This window comes from Rufibacter sp. JT20002 (genome assembly GCF_056491185.1).
This window is the reverse complement of record NZ_JBSZJY010000001.1, coordinates 1,334,027-1,355,104: the sequence shown is the minus strand read 5'-3', so window position 1 is coordinate 1,355,104 and position 21,078 is coordinate 1,334,027. Positions and strand designations below refer to the sequence as shown.

Below are 21,078 nucleotides of genomic sequence, written 5' to 3'. Positions count from 1 at the left end.
ATTTAATGGAATTATTATAAGGGTAAGTTCCCGCTTTTCAGACTTTAACATTTGGCGCCACAAGAAGATAAAAAGCTTATCCTGAAAGAGATGGGTGTAGGGTACTTTGCACTTTTAGTTAGAGGATCAAACCTTCGTGGGTCTTCTTTGGGCCTGTTTTTCTAAAACTCCTGGTAAACGGCCTACCTAAATATTTAATTTCTTAAATATTTGAAGTGCAGGAGGGAGCTCTGCTTTAATTTCCTTAACATTAGACCAGATTGCCCTGTATTCGCCGTTCCTCAATCCTAACCCTTTTCGCTTACATGAGATCATCTTTACTGGTGTGGCTTTTCTTTCTGGTCATTGGTTTACCCACGGTTGTATTTGCCCAGAACCAGAAAGGGGAGTTGCGCGGGAAACTCTGGGATGCTACCCACAAAGAAGCGTTGCCTTACGCCACCATTGCCGTGTACACCGCCCAGGATACTACCTTGGTAACCTTCAGGGTGAGCGATGACAAAGGTGGGTTCAAAGTGCCTAATCTGGAGCTCAACAGGCCACTTAGGCTGGTGGTGACCATGACAGGGCTAAAAGTATTTCGGAAGGAGTTTTCCCTAAGTGCGGCAGAACCGGTATTGGACCTGGGGCAGATCAATATGGAGCAGTCTGACCATCTACTGGGCGAGGTTCTCATCACCGCCGAGGCACCGCCCATTGTGGTGCGCAAAGACACCCTGGAGTTTAACGCGGCCTCTTTCAAAACCCTGCCCACTGCCTTGGTAGAAGATCTCTTGAAGAAGCTACCGGGCGTGCGGGTAGACGGGGAAGGCAACATTACCGTCAATGGCCGGGTGGTGCAAAAGATACTGGTAGATGGAAAGGAGTTTTTCGGGAACGACCCCAAAATGGCTACCCGCAACCTGCCCGCTGACATGATCTCCAAAGTGCAGGTGGTAAACGACCCAGATGCCCTGCGCAGAAACCCTGATTTAACGGCCGGTCAGATTCCGCAGGTGATCAACCTGAAACTGAAGAAAGGCATTAAACAAGGTGCGTTTGGGAAGCTATATGCCGGCAAAGGCACCAATGACCGGTTTGAGGGTGGCGGTATCTTGAACATCTTCCGGGACACCACCCAATTGAGTGTACTAGGGTTTACCAATAACTTGAACCGGCCCGGCTTCGGCTTTGAGGAGATTTCCCGGATTGGAGGCTTTAACCGGAGCGGTTTCAACTCTGCCTCTATCTGGCGTGATGGTGGGTTTGAAATCAACGGTATCTCGTTTGGCGGAACAGGCGAGGGTATTCAGAAATCGGCGGGAGCAGGCGGAAACTTCAATACGTTGCTCAAGAATAATGTCACGGTGAACCTGCAATACTTTTACGGCGGCATAGACGCCGACCTGAACCAGGTGATAAACACCCAGCAGTATCTACGTGAGATGAATCAACCGGCGGCGGATACCCTGAATACCCATCGTACCCGTGACCAATACAGCCAGAATAAAAGCCACCGCATAGGAGGCAAAATAGAATGGAAACCAGATACGCTCACCTACTTCAGCATCACGCCTAGTCTCACCTTTGCTAACAGTAAGGCAAACCAGCGGTCTCGGGCTTTCTCTACCTTCAACTTCTCAGAGCCCGCCAATAACAGCCTGGACAGCCTGCGCCGCGATGACGATAGAACCACGCTGTTTACCATGTTTGCCTTTGATCGTCTGTTTAAAAAGAAAGGACGCGTCTTTAACCTTTCGGGTTTTCATGAATACCGTACCGCGGGCTTGAGCCAGATAAACCAATCAGTCAGCACTTTTTACCGCTTTAGGCCTGAAACCATCTACCTGAACCAACTGCGGGCTACTGACCAACAGGGGCAAACCACGAGCTTCAACCTGAACTTCACCGAGCCCATTGGCAAGGACCTGAGCGCGACCTTCCGTGTCAACTCTGGTTACTACTCAGACGAAAACCAAGTGAATACCTTCGGGTATGATAATGAGCGGCAGGTCTATGATCTGGAAAATGAGACTCTTTCTGATAAAGTAGACCGCAGCCGGTGGCGGAGCTTTGCCACGGCAGGCCTTAAGTGGAAAGTCAAGGAGTTTACCCTGGAACCGGGGGTACGCTTCACCAGATTGGATGTTGAGAACAAGTTCCGCAAGGCAGACCCCATAGACCAACACTATACTTTTGTGTACCCTTCTTTAAACGTAGGTTGGAAGGGCATTAATTTCAGGTATAACGCCAATGCCGAAGAACCCAACCCCATTGATTTGTTGCCTGTGCCTGATAACACCAATACGTTATACATCCAGTTTGGCAATCCGGAGTTGCAACCTACCATCTCCCATGAGTTTGGCTTTGATACCTGGAAGAATCAAGCAGAAAAGTCTAGGTATTACAGTATCTACCTGCAGGGTAGCTTGTCGCAGAATGCGGTGACCCGCGCCCGGACTGTTGACCTGGCTGACGGGCGGCAGACCTCCAGGCCCGTGAACACCAACGGAAACTGGCAAATTGGCCTCTACCTCAATGGCATGCAAGAATTTAAGTTTGATAACAACCGACAGTTCTCCATTGGGGGCGGTCTTGATCTGGGGTACAATCGTACCCTTATTCTGTTGGAACAGTACAGCCAGGGAACCCTGGTGAATGCGTTACGCGGATATGGGTCCACCCTGCAAGTAGCCCCCAGACTGGAAGGACGCATGAACCTCAACGACAAACTGGAATTGAACCAGGAGTACACCGTCGGGCAGCAGTGGGGGCGGTATGAGCGCAACCTGGCCAGCAACCTCAGCATCACCAACCAGACCTCGCGCTCAGAAATCATTGTCCGGTACCCCAAACGGCTGGTATGGGAGGCCTCTTACCATTACTGGTATAACTCCAATGCGGCCCCGGGGCTGCAGAAAAGCTACGGAAGGCTAAACGCCGGGGTCACCTTCCTGTTCATGAAAGACAACCGGGCCCAACTGAAACTATCCGTCTTTGATGCCCTGGACCAGAACCTGAGTGCGTACCGCAACATCTCAGAAAACCGCGTGGAAGATTACCAGACTGTAGTCCTGAACCGGTATGGCCTACTCACGTTCACCTACAACATCCGCAATTTTGGCGGCAAAGTAGGCGGTAGCTCCAACTCCTTTTTCCGGTTTTAAGCCAGTTTTCTTAAGACTTGCTTGAAGCTCTTTATTTGAAACTCCGGCCGCTTCTGAGAGCGAGGCAAGGTGTCACTTCGTGTAAAACTATATACCCGCAAGGGAGATAGACCGGGACGTTTTCTTATAAGAATCTACGCTTAGTTTCAGCGGGTTTGCTTTGGCCCTAGTTTCTGAAAAGTGCTTTCAAAACAATATGTTAACGCCAGGGCTCAAATGTTAATCTTTGTTAAATCTTAAATGCCCGGAAAAAAGCTCTGGTAGAATTTCCCTAACATTATACCAGCACCTAACCATTCCTTCTTTTTACTTCTTTTCAGTGACGGCATGAAAACACTTTTACCCGCTTTTTTACTCCTGTTCTGCTTCTGTCTCGCAACGGCTTCTTTCGGCCAGAACCAGAAAGGCGAGGTGAAGGGAAAACTCTGGGACGCTACCCACAAGGAGGTGTTGTCTTACGCCACCATTGCGGTGTATACGGCCCAGGATACCACGTTGGTGACCTTTAGGGTGAGCGATGACAAAGGTAATTTCAAGGTGCCGGGCCTGGCGCTGAACCAACCCCTCCGGATTGTCATCACCATGACAGGGTTCAAGGTTTTCCGGAAGGAGTTCACGCTGTCCGCTGAGAACCGAGAACTGGATCTGGGACAGATAGAAATGACCCAGTCTGATAACCTGTTGGGGGAGGTGGTGGTTACCGCTGAGGCGCCGCCCATCATCGTCCGGAAGGATACGCTGGAGTTTAACGCCAATTCTTTCAAGACCCTGCCTACCGCCTTGCTGGAAGACCTCTTGAAGAAACTGCCGGGAGTGACCGTAGACAACTCGGGGAACATCTCGGTGAATGGCAAAGCGGTGAACAAGATTCTGGTAGACGGGAAAGAGTTTTTCGGGAATGACCCCAAGGTGGCCTCGCGCAACCTGCCCGCCGATATGATTGAGAAAGTGCAGGTGGTGAATGATCCTGATGCCCTCAGAAAAGACCCCGATCTGCCGGTGAATGAGGTGCCGCAAGTCATCAACCTCAAACTGAAGAAAGGCATCAAGCAAGGCGCCTTCGGGAAAGTGTACGCGGGCACCGGGTCAGACCGCCGGTACGAAGGAGGCGGTATCCTCAACGTTTTCCGGGACACAACCCAAATCAGCTTGCTGGGCTACTCCAACAACTTAAACAAACCGGCGTTCGGGTTTGAGGATATTTCCCGGATTGGAGGCTTTAGCAGAAGCGGCATGAACACCATCATGGTGCGGAGCGACGGAGGTTTTGCGGTAAACGGCATTTCCTTTGGCGGTACCGAGGAGGGCATTCAGCGGTCTTCCGGGGCGGGCGGAAACTTCAATACCCTGCTTAAAGGCGATGTGAAAATCAACTTGCAATACTTCTACGGCGGCATCAACGCGGACCTGAACCAAGTAACCAATTCAGCCCAGAGCCTGCCTTCAGATACGCTGACCGCGCGCCGTACCAGAACCCAGGACAGCAACAACCAGAACCACCGCATTGGCGGAAGGCTGGACTGGAAGATAGACTCCGTCACCAACCTGAGTTTCTCACCCAGCGTGGTGCTGGCGCGCAGTGCCTCAAATCAGGACCTGTACACCAATACCTTCCGGGGTTTCTACCAGCCGCTCAACGACAGTTACAACCAGCAACTGCTGGAGAACAACACAGCCACGTACTCAGGCAACGTTTCCTTTGACCGGGGCTCGCGCCGGAAGAAAGGCCGCAGCTTCAATTTTTATGGAACCTACAACTTCAATGACGGCGACCAGGACCAGTACTATGAGGTGCTCAGCAATTACTACGGACCTACTCCTTACTCAGAAGTGCTGGACCAGTTACGGGACAACGTGGTCACCAACACCGGCATTAACACCTCTTATTCGTACACCGAGCCTTTTAGCAAGAACCTGAGCGGGGTGGTGCGCCTCAACTCTGAGTACTTCAAAGACAGAAACGAGGTAAACACGTTTGACCTGGCCACCGAAGGAAATGAGCCGCCCGTTCTGCTGCCAGAACTCTCAGACCAGGTAGAAAGAAGCGGCTGGCGCAATTACTTAACCACCAGCATAAAGTGGAAAATCAAAGACCTGACCTTGCAGCCCGGCATCCGGTTTACTTTGCTGGATATTGACAATGCTTTCCAGAAACTGGCCCCCATTCAGCAAAACTACTTCTATGCTTTTCCTTCTTTGACGGTGAACTGGAAGGATTTCAACTTCAGCTACAATGTGAACGTGCGCGAACCCTCCGCCGCCGATTTACAGCCTGTCACCGATTTATCTAATCCGCTGTTTATTCAGTTTGGCAACCCCGGCTTAACGCCTACCATCTCCAACTCGGTGAATCTGCACTTCCGTAAGTTTGACACCAAGCGGTCCATTAACTATTGGGCGTACCTGTCGGGGAGTTACAGCAACGATGCCGTGACCCGCGCCAGAACCCTGGATGAAGCCACTGGCCGGCAAACCACCCGCCCCGTGAACACCGACGGCAACTGGCAGGTGAACGCCAACACAGACATCAACAAAGACTGGAAGTTTGACGGCAAAAACCAGTTTTCACTTACCGCTTCTATCTGGATGAACTACGTGAAAACGTTGATTATTCTGAACGATACCCGCAGTTACGGGCAAAATATCTCGCTTAACCCCAGCCTGAACGCCCGGGTAAACCTCAATGATAAATTTGAGTTCAACGAGCAGCTGACCATCGGCACCCGCCGCAGCGTGTATGAAGACAATGCCTTCCAGGACATCAGCTTTCACACCCGCACCTCCAGAACCGGCGTGGTGGTCCGCACCCCTAAACGCATTGTGTGGGAAGCTTCCTTTGACTATTCCTACAACTCCAACGTGGGGCCCGGCCTCCGCAAAGATGTGAGCCGGTTAAATGCAGGCGTGACGTTCCTGTTCATGAAAAACGATCGGGCCCAGTTAAAACTGTGGGTGTATGACCTGCTGGACCAGAACATTAGTGCGTACCGCAGCATTAGGGAGAACTTTGTGGAGGATGTGCAGACGCAGGTGCTCACCCGGTACGCCTTGCTTACGTTCACCTACAACATCCGAAACTTTGGCGGCAAGGTGGGCGGCACCAACTCGTTTTTCCGGTTCTAGGTACCCGCGTAGTTTCGTGAGCAAATCAGTTTAGGGGCGGGTGCTGCTTTTTTTAAGAGCGTTCTGTAACCAAAAAGTGCCTACTTCTGTAAAAGGAGCCCTAAAACACCGGGCTCCTTTTTCTTTTCGCCGCCTGTTTGAACAGACGCGTACGTATTAGCAGCGAAGACTTATAGGTATTTCTTCCTGTTACCCGTATGAGAAAGGGCCCGAAAGTTTTTTATGCTGCCGCTTTCTGTGCAGGTTTGTGAAATTACCCCCTAAATCTCCCGCTATGTCACACCCGTTCAACACCAATTCCGCTTCAGATGCTCTAAGTATTTTCCAGGGAGGTGGTGAGATGGGGCAACTGATGCGCACCTATGACTGGGAAAACCATCCTTTAGGAAGTCCGGACCAGTGGCCGCAGAGCCTGAAAGCCAATATCCGGCTGATGCTCAACTCAGGTTTTCCTATGTTCATCTGGTGGTCAAAAGACCTGTATGCCTTTCATAACGACGCCTACCTGCCCGCCTTGGGCAAAAAGCATCCTTCCGCGTTAGGCACCCCGGCACGGGAAGTATGGGCCGAGATCTGGCATGAGGTAGGCGTGATTGCCGAAGGTATACTGGCGGGAGGCGAACCCTTTTATGCCGATGGACTCCGGTTATTCCTGGGCCGGAAAGGCTTTCTGGAGGAGACCTACTGGACCTTCTCCTATAGCCCCGCCTTTGACGAAGACGGAAACCCTGCGGGCGTGTTTTGCGCCTGTTTTGAGGAAACCAGCACCATTCTGGGCCAGCGCCGCCTGAAAAACCTGAAAGACATTGCTGATACCCTACCCCAGATTCAGACGCTGGAGCAAGCCTGCCAAACCACCTGCGACATTCTTGCCCAGAACGAAAGCGATATTCTCTTCAGCCAGATCTATCTTTTAAACCCGGCGGGTACCCAGGCAACCCTCCTGGGGGAATCTGGCAAGGTAAAGCCGGCGGTGTCAAAAACCATCACGCTGCTGGGGAGTGCGGGTAAGGGAGAGTGGCCGCTAGTAGAAGTGCTGGAATCAAAGAAACTGTTCAGGGTGGAAGGCCTGGAAAACTATCTGGGACCCCAGGAAGATAACTTGGCCGGAGGCCTTCCTACGCAGGCCGTCATTCTGCCAATCTTCCGGTCGGGGCAGGAGCATCTCATTGGGTTCTTTGTGTCTGGCATCAGCCCTAGCCTGGAGTATGACACCGATTACCAGGATTTCCACCAGCTGCTGGCCGGGCAGATATCAACTTCCATTTCCAGCGTGCAGGCGCGTGAGGAGGCCGCCCGCCAGCAGGCAGAACTGAGTGACTTGTTTCAGCAGGCACCCGTCGCCATCTGTATTTTGCGTGGTCCGCAGCACGTGGTAGAGCTGGCAAACCCGGGTATCTGTGAGCTTTGGGGTAAAAGACACGAAGATGTGCTGCGCAAGCCCATTCTGGAAGCCCTGCCCGAGCTAAAGGACCAGGGCATCAAGGAACTGCTGGATGGTGTCTACAGTACGGGCATTCCGTACGTGAACAATGAGTTAGCCGTGCTCTTGGAACGGAACGGCAAATTGGAGCCGGTGTACGTCAGTTTCGTGTACCACCCAATGCGTGATGCCAAGGGTACTATTATCGGGGTGATTGCGGTAGCCATCGGGATAAACGAGCAGGTAGAAGCCCGTCACCAGATTGAGGCCAAAAACAGAGAGCTGCTCGCCATTAACGCCGACCTGGACAACTTTGTGTACTCGGCTTCCCATGACCTTAAGGCACCTATCTCTAACATAGAAGGCCTGTTGAGCACCCTCTTGGAGTTTTTGCCCGATGAGATACGGCAGAAGGAAATGGTTCAGCACGTGCTCATGCTCATGGATGCCTCTATTAACCGGTTCAAGCGCGCCGTAGCCGATTTAACTGAGGTCGCCAAAATCCAGCGCGAAGCCGATGAAGACGTTGCCTCCATTGACCTGACCGAAGTGGTGACCGATGTGCGGCTGGACTTCGAGAACATGATCAAAGAAGCCGGTGCTCAAATCAGAACCCGCTTTGCCCCAGATTCTACCGTCAAGTTCTCGGCCAAAAACGTGCGTAGCATTGTGTACAACCTGCTGAGCAATGCCCTGAAATACCGCTCAGAGGAACGCCCGCTGGAAATTGAGATCGCTACAACGCATACTGAAGGGTTTACGGTGCTGTCTGTCTCAGACAACGGCCTGGGTTTGAAACCGGAGGACAAGAGCAAGATTTTCACCATGTTCAAGCGTCTGCATGACCACGTGGAAGGCACCGGCATTGGCCTCTACATCGTGAAACGGATCCTGGAAAACGCCGGCGGCTTTATTGAGGTAGAAAGTGAACAAGACAAAGGCTCTACCTTCAAAATCTATTTTAAGCGGTAAAAAGCAAAGTTGCCCTAAGCAAGACGAAAGGTTTTTCGGCTATCTACATCGGGGCAATAGGAGCCTGCTTTGGACCTGTTTTCAGAAAAATGCTGGCTAATCAGGAGGTCAGGAGTTCTCCTTCCTTGATGAAGATTTTTGATCCCTCGGCCAAGAAAACGGACAGGGGTGTAGCCGCTTGCAGGCAGCCGAAATCAGGACCGTACAGCGCCTGAAAATCTACCTGAACTTCGTACTTCTTCACCGGGTACACCTGCCACCGCGGGTGCCCCACTTCATAAGCCGAGGTTTTGCGGGCATTGATCTTGGTATAGCCCCAATAATGCTCGGTGATAAATTCCTCCTCGCTGCCCACGGCGATTGGGGTAGGAGTAGGGTCTGCTAACACGCTGAGGTGGTGCCACTGCTTTTTCTTCCAGCGGTATTCTATAGCCAGGGCATCGGCCCTAGTTTCCCAGGAATGCTGCATAGGCATGGTGGTATACTTTTCACCATACAGCGTATTGGCTACCCACGTGATGGCCGGCTTGGGCACGATCTCCTTGATGAACACCACTCCTCTCTTGTAAACGCCCTGCTCCAGATGCTTCACGTAAAAGCGCAGGTTCACTTCCTCAAAGTTTGTATGAAACGGAACCGAAATGCCCTTGATTCTGGTGTTCAGGAACAGGAAGCCAATTAAACTCATGTAGCAGGTGCCGTTCCAAAGGTCAAGCTCGGTCTGGGCAGGGAGATACTTGGTGAGTGCCTGAGGATCTATGGCGTAGTTGACCATGATGAGCTTGCGCCACTCGGCGGTTAAGAAGGTCTTTTTCATAGAGGAATGACTGCTGATGTTTGGCGGAAAATGCCCCTAAAACCAGAGGCCGTTTTGCAAGGCTTTTTAGAATAACAATCTCAAAACAGACTACCGCACGCAAAGTTGTACTGCTTCTTCAATAGCCCGAATCTGAAAGTTATAACCGGCCTTAACCAACCGGGTGGGCACCACCCAACGGCTTTTCAACAGCAGTTCAGTTTCGGTGCCTAGGGCTAGGGCGCCTAGCTCCAGCATCCATTTGGTAGCCCGTAACCCAAAGGGCATGCCCAGGGCTTGCCGCACGGCGCGCATGAAATGGTGGTTTGGGACAGGTTTTGGGGAAGAAAGGTTGAAAACGCCCTCCAACTCCTCATGTTTAATAAGAAAGTCGATGCTGCCCAGCAGGTCCTTGGCGTGAATCCAGCTGAAACATTGCAGGCCATTGCCTTGCCTTCCGCCTAACCCAAACCGGGCCAGGTTCAGGTAATATGGCATCACGCCGCCTTTCTTGTCCAGAACAATGGCGATGCGTAGCGCAACTTGCCGCACACCCCTCACTTTTTGGGAGAAGAAAGCGCTTTCCCATTGCTGGCAGACCTCCACGGAGAAGCCCTGGCCTAGCTCACCGCTGATCTCATCCTGAGGGCGGTCCTGCGCGTGCCGGTAAATGGTGGCAGAGGCCGCGTTGACCCAAAGTCGGGGTGGGTCTTTCAGGAGCCGGAGTGCCTCACCCAAAACAAGCGTGGCCTCTACCCGAGAAGAAATGATTTCGCGTTTGTTTTGCTCATGGTAGCGGCAGTTCACGCTTTTACCGGTGAGATTGATCAGCACATCGGCGCTCTCCAGGTGAACAGTCCATTCGCCGCGGGTTTTGGCATCCCAATAGACTTGCTTGGCCAAGGCTGGATCTTTGGCCGGAGTTCTGGTAAGGACGATGACCTCATCGCCCTTACCAGTGAAGTGTTGGGTAAGCAGTTGGCCTATGAAGCCGCTGCCTCCCGCTATGATAATCTTAGCCATGGTGATTATGCATTAGGTTGCAGTTGCTGCTGCGCGCGGGCTCTTAGCTTGAAGAAGATGGTGAGGTTAAGGAAGTGCATGGCGCCCAGGATCAGGATAATCCAGCCTAGTTTGTAGCTGAGGACTTCCACAACTGCCTGCACAGAGGCAATAGTGCCTACTTCTTTCAAGGCCAAGGTCATGTACCCAATGTTGATGAGGTAAAAGCCTACCACCAGCAGCTTGTTCACAGAATCGGCTAGGTCCTGGTTGCCGTGGAAAATGTCTACCAGAAAAATGCGGCCGTTTTGGAACAAGACCCGGGCTACCCAAACGGTAAGGGCAATGCTAACCAGCAGGTAAATCGCGTAGGTGAGGATAAAGTAATTCATAGAGGTAAGGTTTAAGGGTAAATAATTATTGAACTTTCAGTAAAAAATGAAACATATAAGGCAAAAAAAAGCCGCTACTTGAACAGCTTGAAAATAGACCCGAAAAACCAGTTCTCCTCCGCTTTCAGCATGGTTTCAAGGGTTTTGTCCACGTTAGAGGCCAGTTTGTTGATATCGGTCACCGAGGTTTTGAACGTCTGAAACTCGGGGTCTTGCTCATCACCCTGCACATCCTGCAATTGGGTAAGGAGCTTCAATACAGGCTCCAATTCGCGGCGCTTGCGTTCTTTGGCAACTTGGCGGGCAATGGTCCAAACATCTTTTTCGGCGAAGAAATACTCTTTGCGCTCTCCGCTGCGGTGCTGCTTTTCAATGAGGCCCCAATTGATCAGATCCCGCAAGGTCATGTTCGCATTGCCCCGGGAGATCTGCAGTTGCTCCATCACCTGCTCGGTGGTCATCGCCTCCGGTGAGATCAGCAGCAGCGCGTGTACCTGGGCCATAGTGCGGTTAATGCCCCACTCAGATCCAAGCTTACCCCAAGCTTCTATGAACTTCTGCTTTGCCTCTGCTAACTCCATGGCTCAAATGTAAGAAAGTTTTGAAACTTTCAATATTAATTGAAATATACTTTCGCAAAATGAAAAGGTTTTACAAATCAGGAGAAATTGGTTAAAAGAGAAAGTAGAAAGGGTGAGGCGGCTTCTGCTCTGTTTTAAGAAAAAAAGCCCGGAAACGTTCCGGGCCCTTATTTAGAATGCGAAAGCCGTACAGGAACGGACGGCATCTCACAATGAACAAACTCTATTGTGGCGTTAAGCCATACAGGAAACGCAATCAAACCTTTTTTATTGGCTCACTTTTCTGCCTCTCAAGCTTAAAAAAGCAGAACCGGGTTCTAGATTAAGGAACAGGTTTTATCTGGTTGAGAATCATTATTTTAGAAGAGAGGCCTTTTTTCTGAACCAGCAAAAATCACCCTCGTTTAAAAAAGCTCACTTTAACCAGATAGCGCATGGCAAATCCTGCTAATTACGCCCTAATCACGGGCGGCACCAGTGGCATAGGGTATGAGTTGGCCAAACTCTTCGCCCAGAACGGCTACCACCTCATTTTGGTAGCCCGCGACCAGACCGAGCTAGACCAGCGGGCAGGGGAGTTCCGGCAAAACCATGGCGTGGAAGTGGTCACCCTGGCCAAAGACCTGTTCCTGCGCCAGGCTCCCTTTGACGTGTATGATGAAGTAAAGGCCCGGGGGTTACAGGTAGACGTACTGGTCAACAACGCGGGCCAGGGGCAATACGGGGAGTTTGTGGAGACCGATATCAACCGCGAGCTGGACATTGTGCAACTGAACATTGGGGCGTACCTCACGCTCACCAAATCTTTCCTGAAAGAGATGGTGGCCCGGAATGAAGGCAAAATCCTGATGGTCTCCTCTATTGGCGGAGAGTTGCCCGGCCCGCTGCAGTCGGTGTACCATGCCACCAAGGCGTTTATCACCTCTTTTACCGAAGCCATTCAGAACGAGGTGAAAGACACCAATATCACCATTACCAAACTGCTGCCTGGCCCTACCGCCACCGACTTCTTCCGCAAAGCGGACATGGAGGAGGCCAAGATGGTGAAAGAGGGCGACCAGGATGACCCCGCCAAAGTAGCCAAAGACGGGTACGAGGCCCTGATGGCCGGTGAGTTGGAAGTAATCTCAGGCATGAAGAGCAAAGTCATGGTCGCTGCCAGCAAACTGATGCCCGACAACATGGTGGCCGAGAACATGCACAAGATGTCTAAGCCTAGTGAGGAGTAAGCGTTTCCTGCAGGTTTGGATCAAAAATAAGCCCTGAACGGTGACCCGGTCAGGGCTTATTTTTGATCCAATAATCAGTGCTGGAAGAACAGACGTGGGAAACCTTACTTGGCGTCCTGTAGGAACAAAAGTTCCTTCTCGTCTTTCGCAAACACCCCAGAGAGGGTAGTGACATACACTTTGTGGTCATACAGGGCCACCGAGGTGATCTTGTGTCCTTGCAGTCCTTCGTTTCGTAATTCATCCATGTTAATGGAGGTAGGCTTTATGGTCATCTTAAACACCTGGTCATTGTAGGTGCCCAGCAGCAGGGTGTCGTGTAGGTTGGTATAAGAAAGCAGGTTCAGGGTTTCTATGTTTGCCTTGAAACTCCAGTTCTTGCCGTCTGCTGATTGGTGCAGACCGTCGTTGAAAAGGCCGTAGACCGTTTGCTTATACGTGAACACGTTTCTGAGACCAATATCCCGCAGTTTTTGCAGGTTGCCCTCTGGTGACAAAAGGTAAGTGGCTTCGCCGTTGGCCACGTAGAACCCCTCGGCGTGGGTACCCACGTATTGGGTGGGCACCAGGTAAGGCGAGATCTGCACAATTCTGGTGTCGCTAACTTTTACCTCGTCATACAAGCCTCTGGTGCTGGGCGTCACTTCTAGGTTCACCAGCAAAACCTTCATGCCATCGGTTGCCCGGTAAGGAACGGCCAGCACCTTGTCTTGCCAGATTTTCATACACTCCCCCTGGGAGGCACTCACAAAGTCAAACGACTCAAACGCCGGGTCAATACTGGCCATGCGCATTCCTTTCCCCGACTGGATAGACGGATAATTGGTAGGGTAAACGATTATGCTGGCCTCATCAAAGGCAACCGCCGTCATTTTAGAGGAGATAGGATACCGGTACTGGGTAGGATTTCGGACACCCTCCAAAATGCTGCGTTTGGTCATGGCCTCGCCTTTCTCCTGGGTGAGTTGGGTGAAGTTGTTCAGGCCCATCAGGTACAGACTGGTGCCATTCGCATAGCTGTTGGTCTGGGCTCTGTTATCATAAAGAAAGCGCTCATCTTCTTTCCATAGAGCAGCGGGCGTGGAGGGTTCTACCGTTTCTTCCTCCAAATCCTGACAGCCCACCAACAGCAGGCCAAGCCAGAAAATCAGTAATCGTCTCATTGGGAGTGTTTTGGCCCGGCAATTTACCCGGCTTCTATAAAGAGACAAATTAAACCCTGTTTTCCCTCTGTCAAAAAAACGAATTTTTGCCCGATTCATCTCTGGAAAACGGCCGAATTATACAAGCCATATGCCTGGCCGGAGCCATGCCTTGGGGCTGCAATAGAAATGTTTAGGTAGTAGTAGGGGGTAGGCTGGACTTGCATGTCTCTGATAGAAAGGGATATAGCGTCTTTGTTAGTTTCCATCTAAACCCTATCTGAGCATGTTTAAGAAAATCCTGAAATGGACCGGGCTGGTTCTGGGTTCCCTCATTCTGATAGGAACCCTGTTCTATTTCTACGCGGCTCACACTGTAGAGCAGCGGATGGAGAAAAAGTACTCTTTTGCGGCCGAGAGCCTTAACGTCACGCAAGACAGTGCCCTGTTAAGCAAAGGCGCACACCTGGCCGCCATCAAGGGCTGTACGGGCTGCCACGGTGATAACATGGCCGGGAAAGTGATGGTAGATGATGCCCCCCTGGGCCGGTTGGTTTCTTCCAATCTCACCATGGGCAAAGGAGGGTTGCCCGCCAGTTACAGCACCGACGATTGGGTGCGGGCACTCCGGCATGGGGTGGGCCAGGATGGACTCCCGTTGCTGCTCATGCCCTCGCACGAAACTACCCTGCTTTCTGAAGATGATCTGACGGCCATTGTTGCCTATTGCCAAAGCCTGACCCCAGTTGATCATCCCTTGCCTGGTTCAGACTTGGGCCCGGTAGTGAAAGTGATGACGTATTTAGACAAGATGCCGCTGCTACCTGTAGAGAAAATTGACCACGCTAAACCTATGGTTGCCAGTATGGCCAATCTGGAGGGAGCCGCTTATGGGAAATACCTGGCCATCTCCTGCACCGGTTGCCACCATGCCAACCTAAAAGGCGGGGAACCTATTGCCCCCGGCTTGCCGCAAGTGGCCAATATTACCCGTTCGGGTCACGTGGGCAAATGGAGCCAGGGGCAGTTCATCCAGACCTTGCGCACCGGCAAAACCCCCGAAGGGAAAGTACTGAACAATGAAGAGATGCCCTGGAAAATGACCGCCCAGTACACAGACAAAGAATTAGCCGCCCTCTACGAATATTGTCAATCCCTTCAGTAACCATGCCCTTAGTTTCATCCCTGCCTAGAACCCTGTCCAACCCGCTCATCAAGGACAAGGTCACTTTTCTGAAAACTGCCGCCGAAACAAACGGTGCCTACACCCTGGTAGAAGTGGAATTGGCACCGGGCGGAGGCAATGGCCTGCATTACCACGTAGACTATGTAGAAATTTTTGAAGTGATGGAAGGCACCCTTGGGATCCAGTGCGGCAAAGAGGAGATGCACCTGTACCCCGGCGAGGTAGCCACTGTGCCTACCAAAGTCGTGCACCGGTTCTTTAACCCCAGCCAGCAGGAACGCGTCGTCTTCCAGGCCACTATCAAACCCGCTCGGCAGTTTGAGGAAATGCTTCGGATTGCCTACGGTTTGGCCAATGACGGGAAGACCAACCAAAAAGGAACTCCTACCAATATCTGGTACCTGGCCCTTTTGTTCGAAAAAGGCGAATCATACATCCCCGGAGTTCCTTTTTGGCTGCAGCAGGGCATTGTGAAAGTTCTCACGCGCATTGCCCGTTACAGAGGCTTAGACCAGGATTTACACAAGTACTACCTGGAACGGCCCTAACCGCTGAGGTACTTTCTACCTGTTGGTGTGGCGATCATACCACAATTGCACCAATCCCGATTGGAATGTCAAGCTCTTGGTGAGGGTGATAGATTCTTCCGGTCTTCCGTCTCTGAAAAGCCTGATGCCGCTGCCCAACAAGTGCGGAATCACTGATATAATCAACCTGTCAATGAGGTGCTCTTGAAGCAAGGCCGCTACTATTTCGCCGCCACCATCACAGTAGATGTTTTTGCCGGGCTGCTGCTTTAAAGAGGAAATCAGGTCTTTGAGGTCTCCCCCGTAGAACTCCACGTTCTCGTTCAGTCCGGTTTTGGTTCTGGAAAGCACGTATACCTTCTTGTCTTTGTGCGGAAACTCGGGCATGTTAAAAGACAGAACCTTGTCATAGGTGCGTCTTCCCCAGATCAAGGTGTCTACCGTTTGCTGAAATGCCGTGTAGCCGTAGTCCTCTCCGGGTCTCTCTACCAGGCTCAGGAAATCAAGGTTATCATCTTCTTTGGCGATGTAGCCGTCTAGGCTCATGGCAATGTAAAGCACTACTTGTCTCATGTGGCAAAGCGTTTAAGGGCTGTTTTTCAGAAAAGAAGCTTATTTCTTGTACTGCGCTTCATAAAGGGTAATCCATTGCTGGGGCGTCATCCTGGACGCCAGCTCTCCTATAAGCGCCAACGGAATCTGGTCGGACTTCTTGAACCGGATACAGCTTTTGCCCATGTCCAACTTGAATTTGCTGTGCTTGGGGTACTCGGTGGTAAACCAATTCAACAACTCCGGGTCGGCATAGAGGCCCATGTGGTACACCGCTATGAAGTTCTTCTGCGACGCGATGCTCAGGAACGGCAAAGGCAAGGCAGGATTGCAGTGGTAACCCGCCGGATAAAGCGAGTGCGGCACCACATACCCGATCATGCCGTAACTCATCTCCTCTGAAAAGCCGCTGGGAAGGTTTGCCAGCAATATTTCGCGCAAAGAGGTCATGGCTGGCTTGCGGTCCTCCGGAAGCGCTTCTATGTATGCTTGTGGGCTGAGGGTAGAAGCTATTTCCATGAGGTTACGGTTTAGTGAAAAGTCTGAGAAATACCGCCGCATAAAGCTCAAAGGAAGAACCCCTGCGGAGGTGGCGGCTAGTCAAATTTACCAGAATTTACCTGAGCGCAAAACCCAAAAAGCAGATTTTGAGCAGGGGTGTTTCAAGCCCGTTTTCAGGAAAACTCCTTTAAAACGCGCAAAGAAAACACACCGACAACACCAAGAGATCACTAACTAAAAAAGAGGCCAATTCACTCACTGAAACACATCTTTCCTGCTGATTTCCCGTTGAGAGGGCCTATGGGAATGATCGCATTTATAGTAGTGGTGTTGGTGGTGTGCGTGGTGTTTTACCAATGGGCCACCCGCAAGACCCGGCGGCGGAAGAAAGTGATGGCGCAGGAGTTTCCGGCGGAATGGCGCAAGATCCTTACCGATAGAGTAGGCTTTTACCACACCCTGAAAACCGATGAGGAAAAGCAGCGCTTCGAGAAGATGGTGCAGTTGTTTCTGTCTGAGAAGCGCATCACCGGCATTGAAACCGTTATTGATGATACCACTAAGTTACTGGTAGCCTCCAGCGCCATTATCCCCACGTTTGGGATACAGGATTGGGAGTACACGAACCTGGGCGAGGTGCTGGTGTTTCCGGGTAGTCTGCAGCGGTTCAAAAACGAAGATAACGAGGCCGTCTCAGAGGTGTTGGGGCGCGTGAACCCGTTCCAGAACGACCATTACGTGACGCTCTCCAAACCCGCTCTGGAACGTGGCTTCAACGACATGGCCGACCGCCAGAACGTGGGCATTCATGAGTTTGCGCACATGCTGGACCAAGCCGATGGCGAAATCAACGGAACTCCCGGCGCCTATCTCCCTGAGGACCTGGTATTACCCTGGCAGGAACTGGTGGACCGCAAAATCAAGGAAATCAAAAAAGGAGAATCAGATATCAACCCGTACGCTGCCACCAACGAGGCTGAGTTCTTCGCCGTGTCTACCGAGTATTTCTTTGAGAAACCGGGCCAGATGGCCGAAAAACACCCGCGGCTCTACGCCATGCTTACCCGTATTTTCAAACAGAATCCCAAACGCCGCTTCAGGCTCAATTTCCGGGAACTGCTCAACCCGTACGGCAAGCGCCTGGGCCGTAATGAGCCGTGTCCTTGCGGAAGCGGACAGAAGTACAAGCAATGTTGTCTGCCTAAGAAATCAGCCGCCTAAATTGAAGCTGATTTAAGCCCGAATTCCGAAAAACAGCATCAAAACGATAAAGGCACGAAGTTGTACTTCCAGACTGAGTTGAGGCTCTACAGCTTGGTTTCTTTGATGCCCACTACCTGCACGCCGTGTTGGGTGAGCGTCTCTACTTTCTTTGGGTTGTTGGTGAGCATCCGGATGGATTTTACGCCCAAATCTTTCAGGATTTCGGCGGCAGGGGTGAAGTCCCGGGCATCACGTTTGAAACCGACGGCTTCGTAGGCTTCGGCCTGTGGCATCCCGCGCCGTTTGTGTTCTACACTTTTCAGCAACGCGAAATGGCCGTTGCCTTTTCCCTCCTGCTCCAGCCAAATGATGATGCCCTGACCAGCCTGCTGAATGAGTTGCTGGGAAATTTCCATCTGCTCGCGGCAGTCGCACTCAATGCTGTTGAAATGGTGCCCGAAAATGCAGGAAGAGTGTACACGGCACAAGACATCCTCAGCGCCCGCCACCTCGCCCATGGTCAAGGCGAAGGATTCTTTTTGGCCATCGTAGTACAGCGTCTCGTGGTATTCCCCGAATTTGGTTTTCAAGTTGCCCTCAGCAAGTTTGACAATCATGTGCGTTCTAAGTGAAAGTAGAGATTGCGTTTCGGGTGCAGTTTAGTTAAAAGAGTGCCGAAACTCAAGCGGTGACACGTTGGTTTTGCTTTTGAACAGCTTGCTGAACGACTGCGGATACTCAAAGCCCAACCCATACGCAATCTCGCTCACTGACAGAGACGTGGTGCTCAAGGTTTCCTTCGCTTTCTCAATCAGTTTGTTCTGGATGTGCTGTTGGGTGCTTTGCCCGGTCAGGCTGCGCAGCATGTCACTGAGGTAATTGGGTGAGAGGTTCAGTTTCTCGGAGACATACTGCACGGTGGGCAGCCCCAGTTCTTGCACTTGCCCGCTTTGGAAGTACTCGTTCAGCACCGTTTCCAGCTTCACCAGCAATTCATGGTGGGTGTTCTTGCGGGTGAGGAACTGACGGTTGTAGAACCGGTTGGAGTAGTTGAGCAGCACCTCAATGTGCGACACCATCACATCTTGACTGAAGCTGTCAATCACCGAGGTGTATTCCTGTGCAATGTTGTTCTTGATGTTCTCCAGCACCGCCTCTTCTTTCTCTGACAGGTGCAGGGCTTCGTTTACGGCATATGAAAAGAACCCGTACTCCTTGATTTTCTTGCCCAGCGGATAGTTCTGGATAAAATCGGGATGGAAAATGAGCCACCAGCCCGAAAGGGAAATCTCATCCGTGGCATCGGTGGAGATGACCTGGCCGGGCGAGAAGAACGTCATCACGCCTTCGTCAAAATCATAGTAGTTCTGCCCGTATTTCAGTTTTCCCTGGAAGCCTTTCTTGATGCAGACGGTGTAAAAGCTATACACAAAACTGCCCAGCATCACGCGGCAAGCATCCCTAAGATCACTCAGGTTAATCAGGCTCACCAAAGGGTGCTCAGGCTGCGGAATGCCCAACAGCCGGTGCAGTTCTGAAATAGATTTGATAAGATAGGGGCTATTGGTTTGCTTTTTCATGCGCCAGAGAATGAGAGAGAAAAGGTACGGGAAGTTTTTGAATAAGCTTCCCGTACCAACTTGCTTTTAAAGGTTAATCATAGCCATGGAGACGGCGTCATACCTAGCGCCGGTGGAAGTCCCCAGCGGCACAATCTCCTCCAGACGCGCCATGTCTTCCGGGGTTAACGTGAGGTGCGTAGCCCCGATGTTCTGCTCCAGGTTCTTCACGCGTTTGGTACCCGGAATAGACACGTGCCCTTTGGCCAGAATCCAGGCCAGCGCCAGTTGGGCCGACGTGATTTCCTTTTCCTCCGCCAGCGCTTTGATGGCCTGCACCAGCTCTATGTTCTTGTAAAACTGCTCGCCCTGAAAGCGGGGCATGCTTCTCCTGAAATCATCGGCGGGGAAATCATCTGGGCTTTTGATGTCGCCAGAGATGAACCCGCGGCCTAACGGTGAATACGGCACAAACCCGATGCCCAGCTCCGCCAACGTGTCCAGCACGCCTGCTTCCTCTACTTCCCGCTCAAATAGCGAGTACTCGGTCTGCACAGCAGTTAAAGGGTGCACGGCGTGCGCTTTCCGGATGGTCTCCGAAGAAACCTCAGAAAGCCCAATGTAGCCTACTTTGCCTTCCTGCACCAAATCGGCCATGGCGCCCACGGTGTCTTCAATGGGCGTGTTGGGGTCTAGACGGTGCAAGTAATAGAGGTCAATGTAGTCAGTGCCCAAGTTCTGGAGGGAGCGTTCCACCGATTTCCGCACGTAGTCGGGGCGGCCGTTAATTTGCCAGGTCATCTGCCCTTGGTCGTCAATCTCAAACCCAAATTTGGTGGCGATGATGTATTGATTTCGGTTGCCTTTAATGGCGCGGGAGATCAGCCGTTCGTTCTCCAATGGGCCGTATAAATCGGCGGTATCCAAGAAATTGCCTCCCAACTCCAATGACCGGTGAATGGTTTTGATGGACTCCGCTTCATTGGCTTGGCCGTAGATATCGGCCCCGGCAATCTTGCTCATGCCCATGCAGCCCAAGCCCAGCACCGGCACCACCAAGCCCTGGCTTCCTAATTCTGTTTTTCTTAACCTTTCCATTTTTTTACCTTTTTAGTGAATGTCCTTGTTGAGTAAGACAAAGGTGAGGAAACGTGCGGCCGCGGACGTAGCCCAATCTCTTGTTGTTGTATCCAAAACAGGGAAGTCAGCAAAAGAAGGGGTGAAACATGTAGCTAAGATAGACTTCCTGCCAGGGAGAAAGGCACACCTGTTTAACTCGCTTTGCCCTCAGCAAGTCAGTAGTATCATATAGGTTTCTGGGCTGGTTTAAGAGAAACAGCCCAGAAACCGCGAGGCACTTCTTAATGCCAACTATTGTTTTTTGTAGCCCATGGAGAGGCCCAGGTCACCGGTTACCTTCAGGTTCACGGCCGCCGTGTCACTGGAAGCATTGGTGATGACCACTGCGGTATTTCTGTCCACTTTCACGCTGGCCCGTTGGTTGGGTTTTACCTTAAGGGTAGAATGCTTTCCTCCGTTGATAGGCGCCTGGTAAATGGAAAGGTCTGTTTTGGAGGCGTTCTGCAAATTAACAGAGAAGCCGCCGTGTTCATTGTTGCCTAAGACAAAGCTGTCGTTGGGTCTGATGTAGGTAGTAGAGTTGAGGGCCGCACAAGACGTCAGGCCCAGAAGAGCGACCAAGGTTACATAAATGGTTTTCATGAGATAAGTGGTTTATAGGTGG

The 21,078-nt window shown here is 51.6% G+C and carries 18 protein-coding genes; 7 read left to right on the top strand and 11 right to left on the bottom strand.

Annotation, left to right across the window (positions count from 1 at the left end; genetic code table 11):
* Window positions 1–305 precede the first annotated feature (305 nt).
* The 3 genes from ACW9SV_RS05300 (at window position 306) to ACW9SV_RS05290 (ending at window position 8,664) form a co-directional block, all read left to right on the top strand.
* The gene (locus ACW9SV_RS05300) at window positions 306–3,146 is read left to right on the top strand and encodes an outer membrane beta-barrel protein (protein ID WP_479555697.1); all 2,841 of its coding nucleotides are present in this window, start codon (window positions 306–308) and stop codon (window positions 3,144–3,146) included.
* 327 nt (window positions 3,147–3,473) lie between these two features.
* Window positions 3,474–6,269 carry an outer membrane beta-barrel protein gene (locus tag ACW9SV_RS05295; RefSeq protein WP_479555696.1) on the top strand — a complete coding sequence of 932 codons (2,796 nt, stop codon included), beginning with the start codon at window positions 3,474–3,476 and terminating at the stop codon, window positions 6,267–6,269.
* A 274-nt stretch (window positions 6,270–6,543) separates the two neighbouring features.
* Window positions 6,544–8,664 carry a sensor histidine kinase gene (locus ACW9SV_RS05290; protein ID WP_479555695.1) on the top strand — a complete coding sequence of 707 codons (2,121 nt, stop codon included), beginning with the start codon at window positions 6,544–6,546 and terminating at the stop codon, window positions 8,662–8,664.
* A 100-nt stretch (window positions 8,665–8,764) separates the two neighbouring features.
* Here the strand turns inward: ACW9SV_RS05290 and ACW9SV_RS05285 are convergent, their stop codons facing one another.
* The 4 genes from ACW9SV_RS05285 to ACW9SV_RS05270 all read right to left on the bottom strand — a co-directional run bounded on the left by ACW9SV_RS05285 (window position 8,765) and on the right by ACW9SV_RS05270 (window position 11,435).
* Window positions 8,765–9,481, bottom strand: a complete 717-nt coding sequence (locus ACW9SV_RS05285; protein ID WP_479555694.1) for a YqjF family protein — start codon at window positions 9,479–9,481, stop codon at window positions 8,765–8,767.
* A gap of 90 nt (window positions 9,482–9,571) precedes the next feature.
* Window positions 9,572–10,483, bottom strand: coding sequence for a TIGR01777 family oxidoreductase (locus tag ACW9SV_RS05280; protein WP_479555693.1), 912 nt, complete (start codon window positions 10,481–10,483; stop codon window positions 9,572–9,574).
* A 5-nt stretch (window positions 10,484–10,488) separates the two neighbouring features.
* Window positions 10,489–10,854 (bottom strand): hypothetical protein, encoded by a 366-nt coding sequence (locus ACW9SV_RS05275; protein ID WP_479555692.1) that lies wholly within the window; start codon window positions 10,852–10,854, stop codon window positions 10,489–10,491.
* A 74-nt stretch (window positions 10,855–10,928) separates the two neighbouring features.
* Window positions 10,929–11,435, bottom strand: coding sequence for a GbsR/MarR family transcriptional regulator (locus ACW9SV_RS05270; protein ID WP_479555691.1), 507 nt, complete (start codon window positions 11,433–11,435; stop codon window positions 10,929–10,931).
* Between the two features lie 434 nt (window positions 11,436–11,869).
* On the opposite strand from ACW9SV_RS05270, the gene ACW9SV_RS05265 reads away from it, so the two are divergent.
* Window positions 11,870–12,664 carry an SDR family NAD(P)-dependent oxidoreductase gene (locus ACW9SV_RS05265; protein ID WP_479555690.1) on the top strand — a complete coding sequence of 265 codons (795 nt, stop codon included), beginning with the start codon at window positions 11,870–11,872 and terminating at the stop codon, window positions 12,662–12,664.
* Window positions 12,665–12,768: 104 nt separating this feature from the next.
* Here ACW9SV_RS05265 and ACW9SV_RS05260 read toward each other — a convergent pair whose 3' ends face one another.
* On the bottom strand, window positions 12,769–13,827 hold the full coding sequence (locus ACW9SV_RS05260; RefSeq protein ID WP_479555689.1) for a hypothetical protein: 1,059 nt from the start codon (window positions 13,825–13,827) through the stop codon (window positions 12,769–12,771).
* A gap of 265 nt (window positions 13,828–14,092) precedes the next feature.
* Between ACW9SV_RS05260 and ACW9SV_RS05255 the strand changes: the two genes are divergently transcribed.
* Together ACW9SV_RS05255 and ACW9SV_RS05250 are read left to right on the top strand one after the other, a co-directional pair.
* Window positions 14,093–14,971, top strand: a complete 879-nt coding sequence (locus ACW9SV_RS05255) for a c-type cytochrome (protein WP_479555688.1) — start codon at window positions 14,093–14,095, stop codon at window positions 14,969–14,971.
* A gap of 2 nt (window positions 14,972–14,973) precedes the next feature.
* A complete protein-coding gene (locus ACW9SV_RS05250) occupies window positions 14,974–15,540 on the top strand; it encodes a cupin domain-containing protein (RefSeq protein ID WP_479555687.1) in 567 nt (188 codons plus the stop codon).
* A gap of 15 nt (window positions 15,541–15,555) precedes the next feature.
* On the opposite strand, the gene ACW9SV_RS05245 is transcribed toward ACW9SV_RS05250, so the two are convergent.
* Together ACW9SV_RS05245 and ACW9SV_RS05240 are read right to left on the bottom strand one after the other, a co-directional pair.
* Entirely contained in the window at window positions 15,556–16,092 is a 537-nt protein-coding gene (locus tag ACW9SV_RS05245) for a dihydrofolate reductase family protein (RefSeq protein WP_479555686.1), read from the bottom strand.
* A gap of 39 nt (window positions 16,093–16,131) precedes the next feature.
* Window positions 16,132–16,590 (bottom strand): DUF1801 domain-containing protein, encoded by a 459-nt coding sequence (locus ACW9SV_RS05240; RefSeq protein WP_479555685.1) that lies wholly within the window; start codon window positions 16,588–16,590, stop codon window positions 16,132–16,134.
* Between the two features lie 282 nt (window positions 16,591–16,872).
* Between ACW9SV_RS05240 and ACW9SV_RS05235 the strand changes: the two genes are divergently transcribed.
* Window positions 16,873–17,793 (top strand): zinc-dependent peptidase, encoded by a 921-nt coding sequence (locus ACW9SV_RS05235; protein WP_479555684.1) that lies wholly within the window; start codon window positions 16,873–16,875, stop codon window positions 17,791–17,793.
* 86 nt (window positions 17,794–17,879) lie between these two features.
* On the opposite strand, the gene ACW9SV_RS05230 is transcribed toward ACW9SV_RS05235, so the two are convergent.
* From ACW9SV_RS05230 to ACW9SV_RS05215, 4 genes are all read right to left on the bottom strand, one after another.
* On the bottom strand, window positions 17,880–18,392 hold the full coding sequence (locus tag ACW9SV_RS05230; protein ID WP_479555683.1) for a GTP cyclohydrolase II: 513 nt from the start codon (window positions 18,390–18,392) through the stop codon (window positions 17,880–17,882).
* A gap of 42 nt (window positions 18,393–18,434) precedes the next feature.
* Window positions 18,435–19,355: a helix-turn-helix domain-containing protein gene (locus ACW9SV_RS05225; RefSeq protein ID WP_479555682.1), complete on the bottom strand. Its 921-nt coding sequence runs from the start codon at window positions 19,353–19,355 to the stop codon at window positions 18,435–18,437.
* A gap of 66 nt (window positions 19,356–19,421) precedes the next feature.
* On the bottom strand, window positions 19,422–20,432 hold the full coding sequence (locus ACW9SV_RS05220; RefSeq protein ID WP_479555681.1) for an aldo/keto reductase: 1,011 nt from the start codon (window positions 20,430–20,432) through the stop codon (window positions 19,422–19,424).
* Window positions 20,433–20,705: 273 nt separating this feature from the next.
* The gene (locus ACW9SV_RS05215; RefSeq protein ID WP_479555680.1) at window positions 20,706–21,056 is read right to left on the bottom strand and encodes a hypothetical protein; all 351 of its coding nucleotides are present in this window, start codon (window positions 21,054–21,056) and stop codon (window positions 20,706–20,708) included.
* Between the last annotated feature and the right edge of the window lie 22 nt (window positions 21,057–21,078).